The sequence below is a fragment of the Sphingomonas sp. Leaf230 genome, from assembly GCF_001421745.1.
Lineage (GTDB): Bacteria > Pseudomonadota > Alphaproteobacteria > Sphingomonadales > Sphingomonadaceae > Sphingomonas.
The window spans coordinates 456,853-473,796 of record NZ_LMKW01000009.1; the positions used below are offsets into that span (position 1 = coordinate 456,853).

General features: G+C 65.9%; 16 protein-coding genes. 8 read left to right on the forward strand and 8 right to left on the reverse strand.

All coding sequences use genetic code 11. The annotated features are described in order from the left end of the window. Positions 1 to 139 precede the first annotated feature (139 nt). Positions 140 to 1,054, reverse strand: a complete 915-nt coding sequence (ypfJ, locus tag ASE82_RS11215) for a KPN_02809 family neutral zinc metallopeptidase (RefSeq protein ID WP_056062913.1) — start codon at positions 1,052 to 1,054, stop codon at positions 140 to 142. Positions 1,055 to 1,153: 99 nt separating this feature from the next. Here ypfJ and ASE82_RS11220 point away from each other — a divergent pair, with 99 nt between their 5' ends. Then, positions 1,154 to 1,939, forward strand: a complete 786-nt coding sequence (locus ASE82_RS11220) for a 3-hydroxybutyrate dehydrogenase (protein WP_056062915.1) — start codon at positions 1,154 to 1,156, stop codon at positions 1,937 to 1,939. Between the two features lie 85 nt (positions 1,940 to 2,024). Then, positions 2,025 to 2,690 carry a DUF4893 domain-containing protein gene (locus ASE82_RS11225; protein WP_235524671.1) on the forward strand — a complete coding sequence of 222 codons (666 nt, stop codon included), beginning with the start codon at positions 2,025 to 2,027 and terminating at the stop codon, positions 2,688 to 2,690. On the opposite strand, the gene ASE82_RS11230 is transcribed toward ASE82_RS11225, so the two are convergent. The 3 genes from ASE82_RS11230 to ASE82_RS19850 all read right to left on the reverse strand — a co-directional run bounded on the left by ASE82_RS11230 (position 2,687) and on the right by ASE82_RS19850 (position 4,822). Then, positions 2,687 to 3,355 carry a hypothetical protein gene (locus ASE82_RS11230; RefSeq protein ID WP_056062918.1) on the reverse strand — a complete coding sequence of 223 codons (669 nt, stop codon included), beginning with the start codon at positions 3,353 to 3,355 and terminating at the stop codon, positions 2,687 to 2,689. The two genes, ASE82_RS11225 and ASE82_RS11230, sit on opposite strands and share 4 nt — an antisense overlap. A 56-nt stretch (positions 3,356 to 3,411) precedes the next feature. After that, positions 3,412 to 4,398 carry a cation diffusion facilitator family transporter gene (locus tag ASE82_RS11235; protein WP_056062921.1) on the reverse strand — a complete coding sequence of 329 codons (987 nt, stop codon included), beginning with the start codon at positions 4,396 to 4,398 and terminating at the stop codon, positions 3,412 to 3,414. A gap of 259 nt (positions 4,399 to 4,657) precedes the next feature. Next, positions 4,658 to 4,822 carry a hypothetical protein gene (locus tag ASE82_RS19850; RefSeq protein WP_164913371.1) on the reverse strand — a complete coding sequence of 55 codons (165 nt, stop codon included), beginning with the start codon at positions 4,820 to 4,822 and terminating at the stop codon, positions 4,658 to 4,660. 191 nt (positions 4,823 to 5,013) lie between these two features. Between ASE82_RS19850 and ASE82_RS11240 the strand changes: the two genes are divergently transcribed. Then, complete coding sequence (locus ASE82_RS11240; RefSeq protein ID WP_056062924.1) at positions 5,014 to 6,396, forward strand: helix-turn-helix domain-containing protein; 1,383 nt, start codon at positions 5,014 to 5,016, stop codon at positions 6,394 to 6,396. A 134-nt stretch (positions 6,397 to 6,530) separates the two neighbouring features. On the opposite strand, the gene ASE82_RS11245 is transcribed toward ASE82_RS11240, so the two are convergent. From ASE82_RS11245 to ASE82_RS11255, 3 genes are all read right to left on the reverse strand, one after another. Then, complete coding sequence (locus ASE82_RS11245; protein WP_056062927.1) at positions 6,531 to 7,478, reverse strand: aldo/keto reductase; 948 nt, start codon at positions 7,476 to 7,478, stop codon at positions 6,531 to 6,533. After that, entirely contained in the window at positions 7,475 to 7,726 is a 252-nt protein-coding gene (locus ASE82_RS11250; RefSeq protein WP_235524672.1) for a hypothetical protein, read from the reverse strand. The genes ASE82_RS11245 and ASE82_RS11250 overlap by 4 nt, the downstream gene beginning before the upstream one ends. A 75-nt stretch (positions 7,727 to 7,801) precedes the next feature. Beyond that, positions 7,802 to 8,173, reverse strand: a complete 372-nt coding sequence (locus tag ASE82_RS11255; RefSeq protein WP_056062934.1) for a hypothetical protein — start codon at positions 8,171 to 8,173, stop codon at positions 7,802 to 7,804. A gap of 192 nt (positions 8,174 to 8,365) precedes the next feature. Between ASE82_RS11255 and ASE82_RS11260 the strand changes: the two genes are divergently transcribed. The 4 genes from ASE82_RS11260 (at position 8,366) to metH (ending at position 14,172) form a co-directional block, all read left to right on the forward strand. Further along, complete coding sequence (locus ASE82_RS11260; RefSeq protein ID WP_056063427.1) at positions 8,366 to 9,319, forward strand: ArsR/SmtB family transcription factor; 954 nt, start codon at positions 8,366 to 8,368, stop codon at positions 9,317 to 9,319. Further along, positions 9,316 to 10,260 (forward strand): methylenetetrahydrofolate reductase, encoded by a 945-nt coding sequence (metF, locus tag ASE82_RS11265; protein ID WP_056062937.1) that lies wholly within the window; start codon positions 9,316 to 9,318, stop codon positions 10,258 to 10,260. Before ASE82_RS11260 ends, metF begins: the two co-directional genes overlap by 4 nt. A 43-nt stretch (positions 10,261 to 10,303) precedes the next feature. Next, a complete protein-coding gene (locus ASE82_RS11270) occupies positions 10,304 to 11,362 on the forward strand; it encodes a homocysteine S-methyltransferase family protein (protein ID WP_056062940.1) in 1,059 nt (352 codons plus the stop codon). Between the two features lie 116 nt (positions 11,363 to 11,478). Beyond that, positions 11,479 to 14,172, forward strand: a complete 2,694-nt coding sequence (gene metH, locus ASE82_RS11275; protein WP_056062943.1) for a methionine synthase — start codon at positions 11,479 to 11,481, stop codon at positions 14,170 to 14,172. A 159-nt stretch (positions 14,173 to 14,331) separates the two neighbouring features. Here metH and ASE82_RS11280 read toward each other — a convergent pair whose 3' ends face one another. Next, positions 14,332 to 15,792, reverse strand: coding sequence for an aldehyde dehydrogenase family protein (locus ASE82_RS11280; protein WP_056062946.1), 1,461 nt, complete (start codon positions 15,790 to 15,792; stop codon positions 14,332 to 14,334). A gap of 106 nt (positions 15,793 to 15,898) precedes the next feature. On the opposite strand from ASE82_RS11280, the gene ASE82_RS11285 reads away from it, so the two are divergent. Then, positions 15,899 to 16,873 (forward strand): quinone oxidoreductase family protein, encoded by a 975-nt coding sequence (locus ASE82_RS11285; RefSeq protein ID WP_056062949.1) that lies wholly within the window; start codon positions 15,899 to 15,901, stop codon positions 16,871 to 16,873. Positions 16,874 to 16,944: the final 71 nt, after the last annotated feature.

A 16,944-nucleotide genomic window follows, 5' to 3' on the forward strand; every position in this document is an offset into this window, starting at 1 on the left:
AAATCCTCCCCCGTCAGGGGGAGGTGTCGCCGAAGGTGACGGACGGGGAGAATACGGAACAGGCGTTTCGCTTACCTCCCCCTCCGTCTGGCAAGCGCCAGCCACCTCCCCCTGGCGGGGGAGGATCGGGAGGCTCAGCTCAGATCGCCCCCGAGAACGTGTCGCACTGTTGTGGATCGCCGCTCTCCAGCCCGCGCTTCAGCCACGACTGGCGCTGTGCCGAAGTCCCGTGCGTGAAGCTGTCCGGTACCACGCGACCCTGCGACTGCTTCTGCAACGTATCGTCGCCGATCGCCTGCGCCGCGGTCATGCCCTCCTGGATATCCCCGGCCTCGAGCCGCGTCTTGTTCGCCGCCGCCCACACGCCGGCGTAGCAATCCGCCTGCAATTCGAGCCGTACCGACAGAGCATTGCCCTCGGTCTCGCTCGCCTGGCGCTGCGCCTGCTGGACCTGCGCGTTGGTACCGAGCAGCTTCTGGATATGATGGCCGAACTCGTGCGCGATCACGTAATCCTGCGCGAAGTCGCCGTTCGCCTTGAAGCGAGTCGATAGCTCGTTGAAGAAGCTGGTGTCGAGATAGATGCCCTGGTCGGTCGGGCAATAGAACGGCCCCATCGCCGACTGCGCTGCGCCGCAACCCGAGCGGCCATTGCCGTCGAAGAACACCAGCTTGGGCGCTTCGAACCGCTGGCCGTTCTTCTGGAAGATGGTCTCCCAGGTATTGTCGGCCGAGCTGAAGGCGTTGCAGGCAGCCTTGCTCTCGGCGTTCAGCGAACAGCTCGACTTGGTATCGGAGCCCGAGCGCGGTCCGCTCTGCGTCGTCGGTGCCGAAGTCTGTCCGCCACCGAGCAGCCCGCCGAGGCCACCCATGCCGCCGAATACCGCCATCAGGATCAGCACCACGACGATCCCGCCGCACCCGAAGCGGCTGCCGATCATCGGCAACAACCCCATCAGCAGGCCGCCACCTCCGCCGCCAAAACCGCCGCCCCCGCCGCCCGAGCCGCGCTGGTCCTCGACGTTGATGTTCGGATCGTAATCGTCGAGCCGCATGATATGCCCCTTTTCGTTTCTTCTCGGGAACGAAATGCGCAAGGTGGCGCTAGGGTTGCACGGCGGCAGAATACGCTGCGCCAAGATGGGGGAGTATGCATGTTCCTGAAGGACAAGACCGCGGTCATCACCGGATCCACGTCGGGAATCGGGCTCGCCTACGCCAAGGCGTTTGCAGCCGAAGGCGCAGCAGTGGTGCTCAACGGGTTCGGCGATGCCGATGTGATCGAACGTGAGCGGGCGGCGTTGGCGCAGGCCAGCGGCGCGATCGCGCTCTACGACGCCGCCGACATGACCAAGCCCGACCAGATCGCCGCAATGGTCGAGCGGGCAGCGGCAGAGACCGGCAGCGTCGACATCGTCGTCAACAACGCCGGCTTCCAGCATGTCGCGGGGATCGCCGACTTCCCGATCGACAAGTTCGACGCGATCATCGCGATCAACCTGTCCTCCGCCTGGCACATGATGCGCGCCGCAGTGCCGCACATGCGCGCCAAGGGCTGGGGGCGGATCATCTCGACCGCGTCGGCGCACTCGCTGGTCGCAAGCCCGAACAAGTCCGCCTACGTGATGGCCAAGCACGCGATCGCCGGGCTCACCAAGACGATCGCGCTCGAGACCGCGACCGACGGCATCACCGTCAACTGCATCTCGCCCGGCTATGTCTGGACGCCGCTGGTCGAGAACCAGATCCCGGACACGATGGCGGCCCGCGGGATGACGCGCGACCAGGTGATGAACGACGTCCTCCTCGCCGCGCAACCGACCAAGGAATTCGTCACCCCCGAACAGGTTGCGGCGTTCGCGCTGTTCCTGTGCCGCGACGAGGCCAAAGCGATCACCGGCGCGAATTTGTCGATGGACGGCGGCTGGACGGCAGCGTGATCGAGCGCTGCGTTCGCATGGGGCAAAAGCCATTGCCGTCGCTGGCCCGGCAGGCTTAGCATGCGAAAAGTGTGAGGGATTCAAGATGATGCGGACTTGGTACAAGACGGCCGCATGCATGACGCTGGCGACGTGCGCATCGGCGATCGCGGGGATTGTGCCAGCGGGCGCCGCCCCGGTGCTGGATCGACAGGACCGCGATACGGACTGGCGGCGGGTCGCGACCGTCGCGGATCGCGGTCGGCTGAGAGGCTGGCGGGGCGCCTGGGTCGACGCGCTGGCGCAAGTCGATCCGCGCGAGATCAGGCAGGAGCCCATCCTCTTCGATCCCGATCGCTCGCTCGTCGACCCGCTGCCCCCGACCGGCAACTATCGATGTCGCACGTTCAAGCTCGGTTCGCGCGCCGGGATCGGCCCGACCTTCATGGCGTCCGGATGGTTCGCGTGCAGGATCGGCGGCGGCGATGGCGGCGACGTCGATGGGGGTGGAAATTCCGTGGTCAGCCTCACCAAGCTGGATGGATCGCAGCGTCCCGTCGGGACCATCTTCGCCGACACCAACGCGCGTGCGATCTTCCTCGGCACGATGGAGCTCGGTGATGAAAAGCGGCCGATGCGCTACGGTCGCGATGCGACCCGTGACATGGCCGGGCTGATCGAGCGGATCGGCACCAAGCGCTGGCGCGTGGTGCTGCCATATCCCAAATTCGAGTCGGTACTCGACGTCGTCGAACTGGTACCGGCCAACTAGCGTGGCGAGGCCGCCGATTGGGCAGGCGGCACGGTCGAACGCGGGTAGCTTGGTATCGGCGAAGACGAGGTGGCGATCACGGCACCGGTCGTGGCCGAGGGCACGATCGGCGAAAGTCCCGCGAGATACTCCTTGCCGTGCAGCCCGACCGGAATAACGCGGCCGACGTTCGCGGCGCCGACGGCCTTCAGGTACGAACGCGGCTTCTTCATGAGCTTTGGCTGGTCGAGCCCCGACAGCCCGACGATCCGCGCGGCTTCCTTCACGAAATGCACGCAATTGTGATCGCCGAGACGGTACACGCTGTCCGGCTTGCCCTCGCTCCACGCGTCGACCAGCTTCAGTACCTGTGTATATTGTGCATCGGTCATCACCACCGAGAACTGCGCGTCGCTGCCGTTGATGTAGGTCGGCTTCGCGATATCGAGCATCCCCGACACCGGGCCCATCAACAGCGCTGGCGATACCGATTTCGCGGTGAAGCCGTAATTCACGTCGACCGGCGCGCCGCCTGCGTCGGGCACGCCCCGCAACGTGAAGAACGCGTGCGGGAAGCTGTTGCCAAGCTCGTGGCTCCAGAAGGTGATGGTGACGGCCGCCTGTGCGGGAAGCGCGTATCCCAGGCACAGGCAGAACAGGGCGATCAGCCGAAGAAGCGGTCTCATCCCCCAATATTATTTTGGAATGTCGAGCCTTACCAGTGTGATGAGTCTGATTTAGATCAGATTTGCGTGGTATTTTGTGCGGTTGCCGGAGCCGGCGAAGCGGACGACGTCAGTGTTGCATTCTCGCGTTTCTCCGGACGAATGTAGATCGACGAGAGCATCGGGATAGCCACCCGCAATTCGCTCTCCATGGCCTCGATCAGAGTCTCGCCATCACCCATCGTCACCGAATCGTCGAAGTCCGCGCTGATCGCGGCGAAGATGCTCTCGGGCGCGGTGTGGATCGTGCGGACGTGGTTGACCGAGACGATCGCGGGATGCGCGGACACGATCTTGCGGATCGTCGCGATCACCGCCGGATCGGCACGCTCGCCGATCAAGAGGCCCTTCGATTCGCGCGCGAGCAGCACCGCGACCAGCGCGAGGATCAGGCCGATCGCGATCGAGGCGGCGCCATCGATGCGCGGGTCGTTGAACGCATGGCTCGCCCAGATGCCGATCCCAGCGATGACGAGGCCAGCCAGCGCCGCGGAATCCTCGAACAGCACGATGAAGCCGGCCGGGTCCTTCGACCGGTGGATCGCCTGCCACCAGCCCATGTCGCCCTTCGACTTCGAGAACTCCCGCACCGCGATCGTCCAGCTGCTGCCCTCGAGCGCGAACGAGATTGCGAGGACGACGTAGTTGATGGTCGGGCTGGTGAGCGGTTCGGGCTGCTGGATATGCCGCCAGCCCTCGAAGATCGACACGCCCGCGCCGATCGCGAAGATCAGGATCGCGACGACGAACGCCCAGAAATACAATTCGCGACCATAGCCGAACGGGTGCGCTTCGTCGGCGGGGCGCTTGGCCTTTTTCTGACCGTAGAGCAGCAGCACCTGGTTGCCGCTGTCGACCACCGAGTGGAAGCCCTCGGTGAGCATCGACGACGATCCGGTCATCCCGGCCGCGACGAATTTCGCCACGCCGATCCCGAGATTGGCGGCGAGGGCGCCGTAGAGGACGATGTCGTCCTTGATGCGAGCGGTCAGTGTCTTGGCCATGTCGCCGTCCTACACGAGGGGGCGGGGTTGGAAAGATGCGGAATTTTTCGCCGCGCCGCGCTCTTCCCCCCTCCCTGAAAGGGAGGGGCTGGGGGTGGGTGGGTTTCCGCATTTATCGACCCGGTGCGACACGAGCGGGCCGACCCACCCCCAACCCCTCCCTGTCAGGGAGGGGCGAAGTCGGCAGAAACAGGAATACCCGCCGGTGGACGAGCCACCGGCGGGATCCTTTCCTCCCCAGGAAACTGTGTGAAGCGGTTTAGCCGAGCCGGCCGAGGCGGTGGTACAATGCACTCATCCGCGTCAGGCGCTCGTCGTCGATCGAGGTCTTGCTGATCATCTCGCCGAGCACTTCTTTCATCAGTGCGAAATCGTTGGTCGAGAAGACGGCGCGGGCGCGGGGTTGTTCGGTGGTCGTCTGCATGGCTTGCCTCCTTCGATGATCGTTTTGTCTCTCTCTTTACACCGATCGTGTGCCGAGAGAGGCGATGCACAGGCAATAGCGTTCGAGGTCGGTACGTTGGAAGTCCGTCCCGAGCCGCCGCAACGTCGCGGTGTCCGTCCAGCTTGTAGAAGAAGTGTCGTTCTGTAAACATCGTGACAGGAGGGTTTACGATGGCGGAACGGAAATTGCTGGCGGGGCATGCTATCCGTCGCTTGCGGCGCGGGGCGGGGCTGACGCAGGCGGCGATGGCCGACATGCTCGCGATCAGCCCGAGCTATCTCAACCTCGTCGAGCGCAACCAGCGGCCGATCTCCGCGACGTTGCTGATCAAGCTCGCCGAGAGCTTCGATTTCGATCCGCGGTCGCTCGCGGCGGGCGAACCGGGCGGCGGGGCGGATGCGATTCGGCGACGGTTGGCCGACCCGATGTTCGCCGACCTTGAGATCGACCGCAACGAAGTCGAGGAGTGGCTCGCCAGTGCCCCCGGCGGCGCAGCGGCGTTCGCCCGCGTGTTCGACCGGATCGGCGGCGGCGCAGTGGTCGAGGCGGGCGACGACCCGGTTACGCTCGTCCGCCGTGAAATCGAGCGTTGGCGCAATCACTTTGCCGATCTCGACGCGGCGGCCGAAGCGCTGGCCGACGAACTGCGGCTCGGCGCAGGCGATCTCTACGGCGCGATCGCCGAGCGGTTGCGTGCCAAGCACGGCCTGACGATCCGCGTGCTGCCCGCCGACGTGCTGCCCGACACGTTGCGCCGCCTCGACCTGCACGCGCGGCAATTGCAGTTGAGCGAAATGCTCGACCCGGCCTCGCGCACGTTCGCGGTCGCGTTCCAGCTCGGGCAGATCGAGGCGAAGGCGGAGATCGATGCGCTGGCGAAAGGTGCCGGGTTCACCGATCGCGCGGCGGAACGGCTCTATCGTCGCCACCTCCTCGGCTATTTCGCCGCCGCGCTGATGATGCCCTACGCCCGGTTCCTCCGTGGATGCGAGACGACGGGGTACGACATCGAGCTGCTGCAACGTCGGTTCGGTGCTGGCTTCGAACAGGTCGCGCACCGGCTGACGACGTTGCAGCGCGTCGGCGCACGCGGCTTGCCCTTCTTCATGATCCGGATCGACCGCGCGGGGCAGGCGTCGAAGCGCTATCCCGGCGCCAGCGGCGCGGCGCTGGTCGAGGCGGACGGGCGCTGTCCGCTGTGGCGGCTGCATCACGCGTTCGACCGACCGGGCAGCCTGATGGTGCAACTGGTCGAACTGGAGGACGGCGCGCGCTGGCTGACGATGGCGCGCACCGTGACGCCGCAGGGTAGCCGCTTCGGCGCGGTGCATGCGGAGTTCGCGATTGGGCTCGGGGTTGCGGCGGCGCAGGCGGGTGTGCTGGCGGCGGCGAGCGGCTTCGATCTGGCGGGGAGGGCGATGCAGATAGGGCTCGGCTGCCGCGCCTGTTTCCGCAACGATTGCCCGCAACGGTCTGTCGCGCCGGCCGGGCGGGCGCTGCTGATCAACGAGCGGGAGCGAAAGACGTCTGCGCTGACGTTCGCCGGGGATTAAACGATCCTCCCCCGCAAGGGGGAGGTGGCAGGCTCTTGCCTGACGGAGGGGGAGGAAAGGGAAACTACCGTTCCGTGTCCTCCCCCTCCGTCACCTTCGGCGACACCTCCCCCTGGCGGGGGAGGATCAAATGGTCAGGCGCCAGCGACCATCAGCGCGTCCAACTGGTCTTTCGACAGTTCCAGCGTCATCGCAGGCAGCAGGTCTTCGATCTGCTTCACGCTCGTGGCGCTCGCAATCGGCGCGGTGACGCCCGGCTGCGCGATCAACCATGCCAGCGCTACCTGCGCATGCGTCGCGCCGGTGGCTTCGACGACCGAGTCCATCGCATCGAGGACAGCCTTGCCGGTACCTTCGAGCAATTCGCCCATCCGACCGCCGCGAACGCTCTGGCTCAGATCGTCCTTCGTCCGGTACTTGCCGGTGAGGAAGCCCGAGGCGAGACCATAATAAGGCAGCACACCGATGTTCTCGGTGACGCAGTAATCCTGCAATTCACCCTCGAACTTGGTGCGGCTGACGAGGTTATATTCGGGCTGGAGCACGTGATAGCGCGGCAGGTCCGACGTCTTCGCGGCTTCGACCGCGGACTTCAGGCGGGCGGCGTGGAAGTTCGAGGCGCCGATCACGCGGACTTTGCCCGCATCGACCAGCTTGCCGAATGCTTCGAGGACAGCCTCCTGCGTCTGCGAGTCATCGTCCTGGTGCGCGTAATAGAGGTCGATGCGATCGGTGCCGAGGCGCTTGAGCGAGGCTTCGGCAGCGGCGGCAATCCGCGCGGGGGCGAGCTTCTCGCCGCCTTCGCCGGGGAGCATGCCGACCTTGGTCGCGATCAGCACGTCGTCGCGCTTGCCGCTCGCCTTCAGCCATTCGCCGATCATGCTCTCGGACTCGCCGCCCGTGTGGCCGTCGACCCAGGCAGAATAAATGTCGGCGGTGTCGATCATCGTGCCACCGCCCGCGACGAACGCGTCGAGTACGGCGAAGCTGGCGGCGCGGTCGGCAGTCCAGCCGAACACGTTGCCGCCGAGGACGAGCGGGGCGATCTTCAGATCGGTCGAGCCGAGGCGGCGGAGTGTCATCGGGTCTGATCGCTTTGATTCGAGGGGAGTTCGGTATCGGGCGCGGCGTCGTCATGAGGGGCGACGACCGCGTTCAGGTCAACACTGTTCGCATCGAGCATCGCGGCGGCTTCGTTCAACTGGTGCGCTTCGTCGGCGGTGACGGCGCCGGGTTCGCTCGCGGGCGAGCAAGCCGCGAGCGCTGAAACAGCGAAAAGCGCCCCCACCATCATACCGTCATGCCAACGACAGCTGGTGTTCTTCTGCACAGGCCGTCGTGACCCGAGCAGGGAGCCCCCAGCGTTCGCTGGGGGGACGGAGAAGTGGGGGCGCCTTGGCAAGGCTTAGTCCTTGATCGCGTTGCCGGCGCGAGTCAGCGCGTTGCCGGTCGCGTCGGCCGCACGGTCCGCACCGTTGCTGATCGACGCGCCTGCACGGTCCGCACCGGCTTCGATCCGGTCACCGGCGCGGTCGGCCTTGGCGTCGAGGTGATCGGTCGAATTGTCGATGCGGGCACCGGCGTTGTCGAGCGAGCGCTCCGCCGAACCCAGCGCACGATCGCTGGCGGCGCTGACGTCGTCGACGGCATTGGCGGTGGTCGCGCTGGCATCGGCGGCGATCGCGTTGGCCGCCTGTGCGGTCTGGTCCTGCGCATTGTTGCTGCAGGCGGCGAGACCGGCGGTAAGCGCCAGGGCGGGGATCAGGAACTTCTTCATAGGTATCTACTCCCGTGGATGTCGTCTTGTGGACCGGGTAATGCCCAGCCCATAGCGCAATCGAACGCGGCCGAAGCGTTTCCGATCCGTCACGATCTCGCGCGATGCGATAAGTCGCGGGCGGATATGGCAATGTCGAAGACGCGCAGGCCTGCGTTGACCTCATATAAAGAATTCTTTATATGTCTTGGCATGACGATGGCGCTCGAAATCTTCCGTGCTTTGGCGGACGCGACCCGGTTGCGGATCCTCGCGCTGTTGCGGCGGATGGAGCTGTCGGTCGGCGAGCTCGCGCAAGTGCTCGGGCAGAGCCAGCCGCGCGTCTCTCGGCATGTGAAGATCCTGTGCGATGCCGGGCTTGCCGAGCGCCGTAAGGAAGGCAGTTGGGTGTTCGTCGCGCTCGGGTCTCCGGACGTGGTCGAGCCGGTTGCGGGCGCGCTCGACGTCTGGGCGAAGGCCGAGCCGGATCATTGGGCGGTGGCGGACGCGGCGCGGCTCGCGGCGGTGCGCGCGGATCGGGCGGCGTCGGCAGCTGCGTGGTTCGAGGGGCATGCCGACGAGTGGGATGCGATCCGGTCGCTGCATGTCGCCGATAGCGAGGTCGAGGCGGCGATGGCGGCCGTGCTCGGCGATGCGCCGGTCGGCACGCTGATCGATATCGGGACGGGCACCGGGCGGATGCTCGAACTGTTCGGCGGACGCGCGACGATCGCGCTCGGGATCGATCGCAGTTCGGAGATGCTGCGGCTCGCGCGTGCCAAGCTGCACGACATGACTCACGCCGAACTGCGCCAGGCGGACCTCTACGCACTGCCGATGGCAGATGCCGCAGCGGACGTCGCGATCCTGCATCACGTGCTCCATTTCGCGCAGCAGCCCGGTGCAGCAGTGAGTGAGGCGGCGCGGGTGCTGGCGCCCGGCGGACGGTTGCTGATCGCCGACTTCGCGAGCCACGACCGCGAGGAACTGCGGTTGCGCGATGCGCATACGCGTCTCGGGTTCGCAGACGAGCAGATGGCAGCGTGGTTCGAGGCGGCAGGCTTGCAGACGGCGCGCGTCGAAACGCTCGAGGGCGGCGAGTTGACGGTGAAATTATGGCTCGGCCGGAAGATCGGCACGAGCTTGCGTGAGGTGAAGGCGGCATGACGAACATTTCGATCCCCCAACTGGCCGAAGCGCGCCGCGCGCTCGAAGAACCGCTGTTCGCGGATCTGGCGGGCGATGTCGGGCTGAGCTTCGAGTTCTTTCCGCCGAAGAGCGAGAAGATGGACGCGCAACTCTGGGACGCGATCCGCACGCTCGAGCCGCTCCGGCCGGACTTCGTGTCGGTGACGTACGGCGCTGGCGGATCGACGCGCGAGCGGACCCATGCGACGGTGGCACGGATCCAGCGCGAGACGTCGATGAACGCGGCTGCGCACCTGACCTGCGTGGAGGCGACAAAGGCCGAGATCGACCAGGTCGCCGAGGAATATTGGGCGGCAGGCGTGCGCCATATCGTCGCATTGCGCGGGGACATGCCTACGCTGGGCCAGCCCTATCAGCCGCATCCGGGCGGGTATGAGAACGCCGCGGCGCTGGTTGCCGGTCTGCGGAAGCTGCATCCGTTCGAGATCTCGGTCGCGGCGTATCCGGAATGCCATCCGGAATCGGGCGGGCATGACGCGGATATCGACAATCTGAAGCGTAAGATCGATGCGGGCGCGACCCGCGCTATCACGCAGTTCTTCTTCTCGCCGGAAGCGTATTTCCGGTTTCGCGACCGGGTTGCGGCGGCGGGGATCACCGCGCAGATCCTTCCGGGGATTCTGCCGGTCTCGAACGTCGCGCAGACGCGGAAGTTCGCGGGGCTGTGCGGGGCGGAGATCCCGGCGTGGATGGACCGGTTGTTCGAGGGCCTCGACGATCATCCCTCGGCGCGGCAGCTCGTGGCGGCGACGATCGCGGCCGAGATGTGCCGGCGGCTGTACGCGGGCGGGGTGAAGGACTTCCACTTCTACACGCTCAACCGCGCCGAACTGGCCTACGCGATCTGCCATATGCTCGGTGTTCGCGCGAAGCCGACCGAAAAGGTCGCCGCGGCGTAATTTCTGCTCCCCTCCCGYWAGCGGGAGGGGAGGAGTTCAGTCGATGACACCACGTGAACGTTTCAACGCGGAAGCCGCCAAGCGCATCCTGATCACCGACGGCGCGTTCGGTACCGAGATCCAGAACTGGAAGCTCGACGAGGCAGCCTATGCGGGCAATCTCGGCTTGTCGCACGACCAGAAGGGCAACAACGACATCCTGGCGATCACCAAGCCGGACGTCCCCGAGACGATCACGCGCGAATATCTGGAGGCGGGTTCGGACATCGTCTCGACCAACACGTTCAGCGCGAACGTCATCTCGCAGGCAGACTATGGCGCCGAGCATCTGGTGCGCGAGATCAACGTCGAGTCCGCGCGGATCGCACGCGCGCTCGCCACCGAATACGAAGCGAAGGACGGCCGTCCGCGCTTCGTCGCCGGCGCGATCGGGCCGACCAACAAGACGCTGTCCTTGTCGCCCGACGTCAACGATCCCGGCTTCCGCGAGATCGACTTCGATTATCTCAAGGGCGTCTACCGCGAGCAGATCGACGCGCTGCTGGAAGGGGGCGAGGGGGTCGGCGTCGACTTCATCCTGATCGAGACGGTATTCGACACGCTCAACGCCAAGGCGGGCATCATGGCGGCGATCGAGGCGGGCGATGCTCTCGGCCGCGACGTGCCGATCATGATGTCGATGACGCTGACCGATCTGTCTGGGCGCAACCTCTCGGGGCATACGGTCGAGGCGTTCTGGCATGCGGTGCGGCATGCCAAGCCGATCACGATCGGGCTCAACTGCTCGTTCGGCGCGGAGCAGCTGCGGCCGCATGTGAAGACCTTGTCGGCGATCGCGGATACGCTGATCATGGTCTATCCGAACGCGGGGCTTCCGAACGAACTCGGCGAATATGACGAGCAGCCGGCGACGACGGCCGGGCTGGTCGGCGAGTGGGCGGTGGCCAAGCAGGTCAACGTGCTCGGCGGGTGTTGCGGGTCGACCCCGGCGCATATCAAGGCGATGGCCGATGGCGTGCGCGGGCTCGAGCCGCGGGTCGTGGCACGGCCTGAAGTACGGACCAAGCTTGCCGGCCTCGAACCGTTCACGATGGCAGCCTAGTTCCCCTCCCGCCTGCGGGAGGGGTTAGGGGAGGGACTGGCCCAACCCGACCACCTCGCTTGCGGTACTTCCCTCCCCCGACCCCTCCCGCAAGCGGGAGGGGAGGAAAGAAGATCATGACCTCCACCTCCTCCTCCACCAGTTTCGTCAACATCGGTGAGCGCACCAACGTCACCGGCTCAGCGCGCTTCAAGAAGCTGATCATGGCGGGCGACTATCCCGCCGCGGTCGAGGTCGCGCGCCAGCAGGTCGAGAGCGGCGCGCAGGTGCTCGACGTCAACATGGACGAGGGGCTGCTCGACGCACATCACGCGATGACGACGTTCCTGAAACTGATCGCCGCCGAACCCGATATCGCGCGCATCCCGTTCATGGTCGACAGCTCGAAATGGAGCGTTATCGAGGCCGGGCTGAAGTGCGTCAGCGGCAAGCCGATCGTCAATTCGATCAGCATGAAGGAGGGCGAGGAGCAGTTCCTCGCCCAAGCGCGCAAATGCATGGCGTACGGTGCGGCCGTCGTCGTGATGGCGTTCGACGAGGTCGGGCAGGCGGACACCAAGGATCGGAAAGTCGAGATCTGCGAGCGCGCGTACAAGCTGCTCGTCGGGATCGGCTTCCCGCCCGAGGACATCATCTTCGATCCCAACGTATTCGCGGTCGCGACGGGAATCGAGGAGCACGACAACTACGGCGTCGACTTCATCGAGGCGTGCAAGGAGATCAAGGCACGCTGCCCGCATTGCCACATCTCGGGCGGGCTCTCGAACTTCAGCTTCTCGTTCCGCGGCAACGAACCCGTGCGCCGCGCGATGCACAGCGTGTTCCTGTACTATGCGATTCCCGCGGGCATGGACATGGCGATCGTCAATGCCGGCCAGCTCGACATCTATGACGACATCGATCCCGAACTGCGCAAGGCGGTCGAGGACGTCGTGCTCAACACCGATCCCGAGGCGGGCGATCGGCTGGTTGCGCTCGCCGAACGCTATCGCGGCACCGACGTGGTTGCCGAGAAGGCGGCGGCGGAATGGCGCTCACTGAGCGTCAACAAGCGGCTCGAATATGCGCTGGTGAAGGGCATCGACCTGCACGTCGTCGAGGATACCGAGGAAGCGCGGCTGATCATCGACGGCAACAACGGCCGGCCGATCGAGGTCATCGAAGGCCCGCTGATGGACGGCATGAACGTCGTCGGCGACCTGTTCGGATCGGGCAAGATGTTCCTGCCGCAGGTCGTGAAGTCGGCGCGCGTGATGAAGAAGGCGGTCGCGCATCTGCTGCCGTATATCGAGGCGGCCAAGGAGCCCGGCGCGCGCGGCAAGGGCAAGATCATCATGGCGACCGTCAAGGGCGACGTGCATGACATCGGCAAGAACATCGTCGGCGTGGTGCTGCAGTGCAACGGCTTCGACGTGGTCGATCTCGGCGTGATGGTGCCGTGGTCGAAGATCCTCGAGTCTGCGAACGAGAACGATGCAGACATGATCGGTCTGAGCGGGCTGATCACGCCGTCGCTCGACGAGATGGTCACTGTCGCCGAGGAGATGAAGCGCGCGGGGATGACGATGCCGCTGCTGATCGGCGGCGCGACGACGTCGAAGGTGCATACCGCGCTGCGGATCGCACCGGCCTATGACGGGCCGGTGGTGCATGTGCTCGATGCGAGCCGTGCGGTGGGTGTCGCGTCGACCTTGGTGTCGGACACGATCCGCGACGAGTTCGTGACTAAGACTGCCGACGAATATGAAGCGGTGCGGATCTCGCGGGCGAACAAGGGGCAGAGCGAGCTTCTGCCATTGGAAACGGCCCGCGCGCGCGGGTTCGTGGCGGATTTCGCGATGAAGCCGCCTGCACCGGTGAAGCCGGGCGTGCATGTGTTCGCGGACTGGGACCTGTCGGACCTGCGCGACTATATCGACTGGACGCCGTTCTTCCGCGCGTGGGAGCTGGCGGGGAATTTTCCGGCGATCCTGACCGACGAGGTTGTCGGCGAGAGCGCGAGTTCGCTGTATGCGGACGCGCAGGCGATGCTCGATACGATCGTCGCGGAGAAGTGGCTGACGCCGCGTGGGGTGGCGGGTTTATGGCCCGCGCGGCGCGAGGGTGATGATGTGGTTCTTTCCCCCTCCCGCCTGCGGGAGGGGTCAGGGGAGGGGCGTGCCGCACAAGAAGGCCCTTCCCCGACCCTTCCCGCAAGCGGGAAGGGAGCAGAGGAAGAAATCCGTCTCCCCATGCTCCGCCAGCAGATCGCCAAGCGCGAGGGCCGCGCCAACATGTGTCTCGCCGATTTCGTCGACACGCAGGACGACTGGTTCGGCGGCTTCGCAGTGGGCATCCACGGGATCGATGGCCACATCGCCCGCTTCAAGGCGGACAACGACGATTACAACGACATCCTGCTGAAGGCGCTCGCCGACCGCTTCGCCGAAGCCTTCGCCGAACGCCTCCACAAGCACGTCCGCACCGACCTGTGGGGCTATGCGCCCGACGAGCAACTCACCAACGAAGCGATGATCAAGGAACAATATCGCGGCATCCGCCCCGCGCCGGGCTATCCCGCATGCCCGGACCACAGCCTCAAGCCGATCCTGTTCGACCTACTCGACGCCGAGACCGCGACTGGCCTCGAACTGACGGAGAGCTTTGCGATGTTCCCGACCGCGGCGGTCTCGGGGTTCTATTTCGGCCATCCGCAAGCGGAGTATTTCGGTGTTGCTCGCGTCGGCCGAGATCAGCTCGAGGACTACGCGGCACGACGTGGTGCGGACCTAAAGACCGCCGAACGCTGGCTTCGGCCAAACCTCGACTAGGCTGGCGCGCCCGTCACCCCGTCCGTCATCCTGACGAACGTCAGGACCCAGGGTTACGACAGGCAGCCTTCGTGGCTCTGGATCCTGACTTTCGTCAGGATGACGGGGAGGGGCTCGTGCCTGACGAGCCCCCAGGAGCTGGCATTCCCCTCCTGATCCTTAAGCCCCAGCTTCGGCCGGCTTTCCTTGGCGGGTGTCACCCGGCAGGCCGGTGATCGTCTTCACCTCCATGAAGTCGGTCAGCCCATAGCGCCCGTTCTCACGACCATTCCCCGAATGCTTGTACCCCCCGAACGGCGCGCCGATGTCCGGGCTCCACGAGTTGATCGTCACCAGCCCCGCGCGCAACTTCGGTGCGACCTTCGCCGCCGCCGCCGGATCGCCCGAGATCGTCGCCGACAGCCCGTATTCGGTCGCGTTGGCGATGCGGATGCCCTCGTCCTGATCGGTGTACGACGTGATCGTCGCGACCGGGCCGAACGTTTCCTCCTGCGCAATCCGCATGTCCGGCCGCACGTCGGTGAACAACGTCGGCTGGATATAATACCCCGCATTGCGCCCGTTCGGCCGCCCCACGCCGCCGGTCACCAGCGTCGCGCCTTCGTCGATCGCCGACTGGATCAGCCCCTGGATCTTGTCGAACTGCGCCTTGTTGACGACCGGGCCGATGTGCTGGCCCATCTCGGCGGGATCGCCGACCTTGGTCTGCTCCATCATCGACTTCACGATCGCCGTCGCCTCAGCGACCTGGCTCGCATGCACAAGCAGTCGCGTCGGCGCGATGCAGCTCTGGCCCGAGTTGGCAAGCACGCCCGCGACCGTCGGCGGCAACACCGCGGCGAGATCGGAGCCTTCGAGCACGAGGTTGGCCGCCTTGCCGCCAAGCTCCTGATGTACGCGCTTCACTGTAGGGGCCGCCGCCAACGCGACCGCGATCCCGGCGCGCGTCGAGCCGGTGAAACTCACCATATCGACATCGCGGTGCGCGCACAGCGCCGCACCGACGCCCGGACCGTCACCGTTGACGAGGTTGAACACACCCGGCGGAACACCCGCCGCGTCCATGATCTCCGCCAGGATCACCGCACAGGACGGCGCTTCCTCGGACGGCTTCAGGATCATCGTGTCGCCTGCCGCCAGCGCAGGCGCGACCTTCGCGCAAATCTGGTTAAGCGGCCAGTTCCACGGGGTGATCATCGCCACGACGCCAAGCGGCTCGTGCACGACGGTCGCCTTGCCGATCGTTTCGGAGAATTCGAACGCCGCCAGCGCCTTCGCGGTCGCCGAGAAATGCGCGAGCCCGGTCGGCGCCTGCGCCATCGAGGCGAGCGCCATCGGTGCGCCCATCTCCTGCGACATCGCCTTTGCCAGATCGGGCATCCGCGCCTTGTACTCGATCATGATCCGGCCGAGCACGTCGAGGCGTTCCTGCACGCTGGTCTGGCTCCAGCTCTCGAACGCCGAGCGCGCCGCTGCCACGGCCTTGTCGACGTCGGCGGCGGTGCCCAGCGTGATCTCGGTGCAGGGCTGCTCGGTCGACGGGTCGATCACCTGATAGACGGTGCCGCCCTCGCTCTCGACCCAAGCGCCGTCAATGTACTGGTTCAGATAGCTTTTCATCGTGCCTCTCCGCATCTTGTCTTGCGCAGGAATGGGCTCGCCGGAGATCGGTTGCAACCCGAAACGCATGCCGTAGGTTGACGAGGAAACGTATCAGGAGTCCGGCATGGCGAGAGTGGCATTCATCGAGCAGACCGGCGGTCCCGAGGTCATACAGTGGCGCGACGTCGAGTTGCCCCCGCCGGGCAAGGGCGAGGTGTGGATGCGCAACACCGCGGTCGGGTTGAACTACATCGACACCTACCACCGCAGCGGCGTGTACCCGATCGATCTGCCATCGGGTCTCGGCAGCGAGGCGGCGGGCGTGGTGATGGCGGTCGGCGAAGGCGTGACCGAGTTCGCGCCCGGCGACCGCGTCGGCACCTTCGGCCCGTCGCGCGGCTCCTATGCGACCGAGCGCAACGTGCCCGCGAACCAGCTGTTCAAGCTGCCCGACACGCTCGACGACCAGACCGCCGCGGCGATCCTGCTCAAGGGCTGCACTGCCGAGTTCCTGGTCGAGCGCTGCGCCAAGGTGCAGGCGGGCCAGACCGTTCTCGTCCACGCGGCGGCGGGCGGAGTCGGCCACATCCTCGTCGGTTGGCTGAAGGCGATCGGCGCGACCGTCATCGCCAGCGTCGGCAGCGAGGACAAGGCGGCGCGGACGCGGAAAGCCGGTGCCAATCACGTCATCCTCCACAAGTCCGAGGACATCGCAGCGCGCGTTCGCGAGATCACCGATGGCAAGGGCGTGCCGGTTGTCCTCGACGGTGTTGGTCGTGCGACGTGGGACGCGTCTCTCGACAGCGCGGCCAGGCGCGGGCTGATCGTGAGCTACGGCAATGCAGGCGGGGTGGTCGACGGCGTCAACATCGGCGTCCTTGCGCGGAAGGGTTCGCTGTTCGTAACGCGGCCCACGCTGTTCGATTATTACGTCACGTCGGAGGAAAGGCAGGCCGGCATCGCCCGCCTGTTCGCCATGCTCGACAGCGGCGCCGTCACACCAGAGATCGGCCGGACCTTTCCGCTCGAAGAGGCTGCCGCTGCCCATCGCGCAATCGAGGCGGGTGAGACTTCAGGGAGCACGATCCTGCTGCCGTAACGGGTGCGCGGATTTAAGAAGGTGTGTTCACGCGAAGGCGCGAAGGCGTGGAGAAGATTTGTTCGCGCGGA

Bases quoted from the DNA above. Each gene is read 5' to 3' on its own strand.
- ypfJ (WP_056062913.1), bottom strand. From the start codon at position 1,054: ATGCGGCTCGACGATTACGATCCGAACATCAACGTCGAGGACCAGCGC.
- ASE82_RS11220 (WP_056062915.1), top strand. From the start codon at position 1,154: ATGTTCCTGAAGGACAAGACCGCGGTCATCACCGGATCCACGTCGGGA.
- ASE82_RS11225 (WP_235524671.1), top strand. From the start codon at position 2,025: ATGATGCGGACTTGGTACAAGACGGCCGCATGCATGACGCTGGCGACG.
- ASE82_RS11230 (WP_056062918.1), bottom strand. From the start codon at position 3,355: ATGAGACCGCTTCTTCGGCTGATCGCCCTGTTCTGCCTGTGCCTGGGA.
- ASE82_RS11235 (WP_056062921.1), bottom strand. From the start codon at position 4,398: ATGGCCAAGACACTGACCGCTCGCATCAAGGACGACATCGTCCTCTAC.
- ASE82_RS19850 (WP_164913371.1), bottom strand. From the start codon at position 4,822: ATGCAGACGACCACCGAACAACCCCGCGCCCGCGCCGTCTTCTCGACC.
- ASE82_RS11240 (WP_056062924.1), top strand. From the start codon at position 5,014: ATGGCGGAACGGAAATTGCTGGCGGGGCATGCTATCCGTCGCTTGCGG.
- ASE82_RS11245 (WP_056062927.1), bottom strand. From the start codon at position 7,478: ATGACACTCCGCCGCCTCGGCTCGACCGATCTGAAGATCGCCCCGCTC.
- ASE82_RS11255 (WP_056062934.1), bottom strand. From the start codon at position 8,173: ATGAAGAAGTTCCTGATCCCCGCCCTGGCGCTTACCGCCGGTCTCGCC.
- ASE82_RS11260 (WP_056063427.1), top strand. From the start codon at position 8,366: ATGACGATGGCGCTCGAAATCTTCCGTGCTTTGGCGGACGCGACCCGG.
- metF (WP_056062937.1), top strand. From the start codon at position 9,316: ATGACGAACATTTCGATCCCCCAACTGGCCGAAGCGCGCCGCGCGCTC.
- ASE82_RS11270 (WP_056062940.1), top strand. From the start codon at position 10,304: ATGACACCACGTGAACGTTTCAACGCGGAAGCCGCCAAGCGCATCCTG.
- metH (WP_056062943.1), top strand. From the start codon at position 11,479: ATGACCTCCACCTCCTCCTCCACCAGTTTCGTCAACATCGGTGAGCGC.
- ASE82_RS11280 (WP_056062946.1), bottom strand. From the start codon at position 15,792: ATGAAAAGCTATCTGAACCAGTACATTGACGGCGCTTGGGTCGAGAGC.
- ASE82_RS11285 (WP_056062949.1), top strand. From the start codon at position 15,899: ATGGCGAGAGTGGCATTCATCGAGCAGACCGGCGGTCCCGAGGTCATA.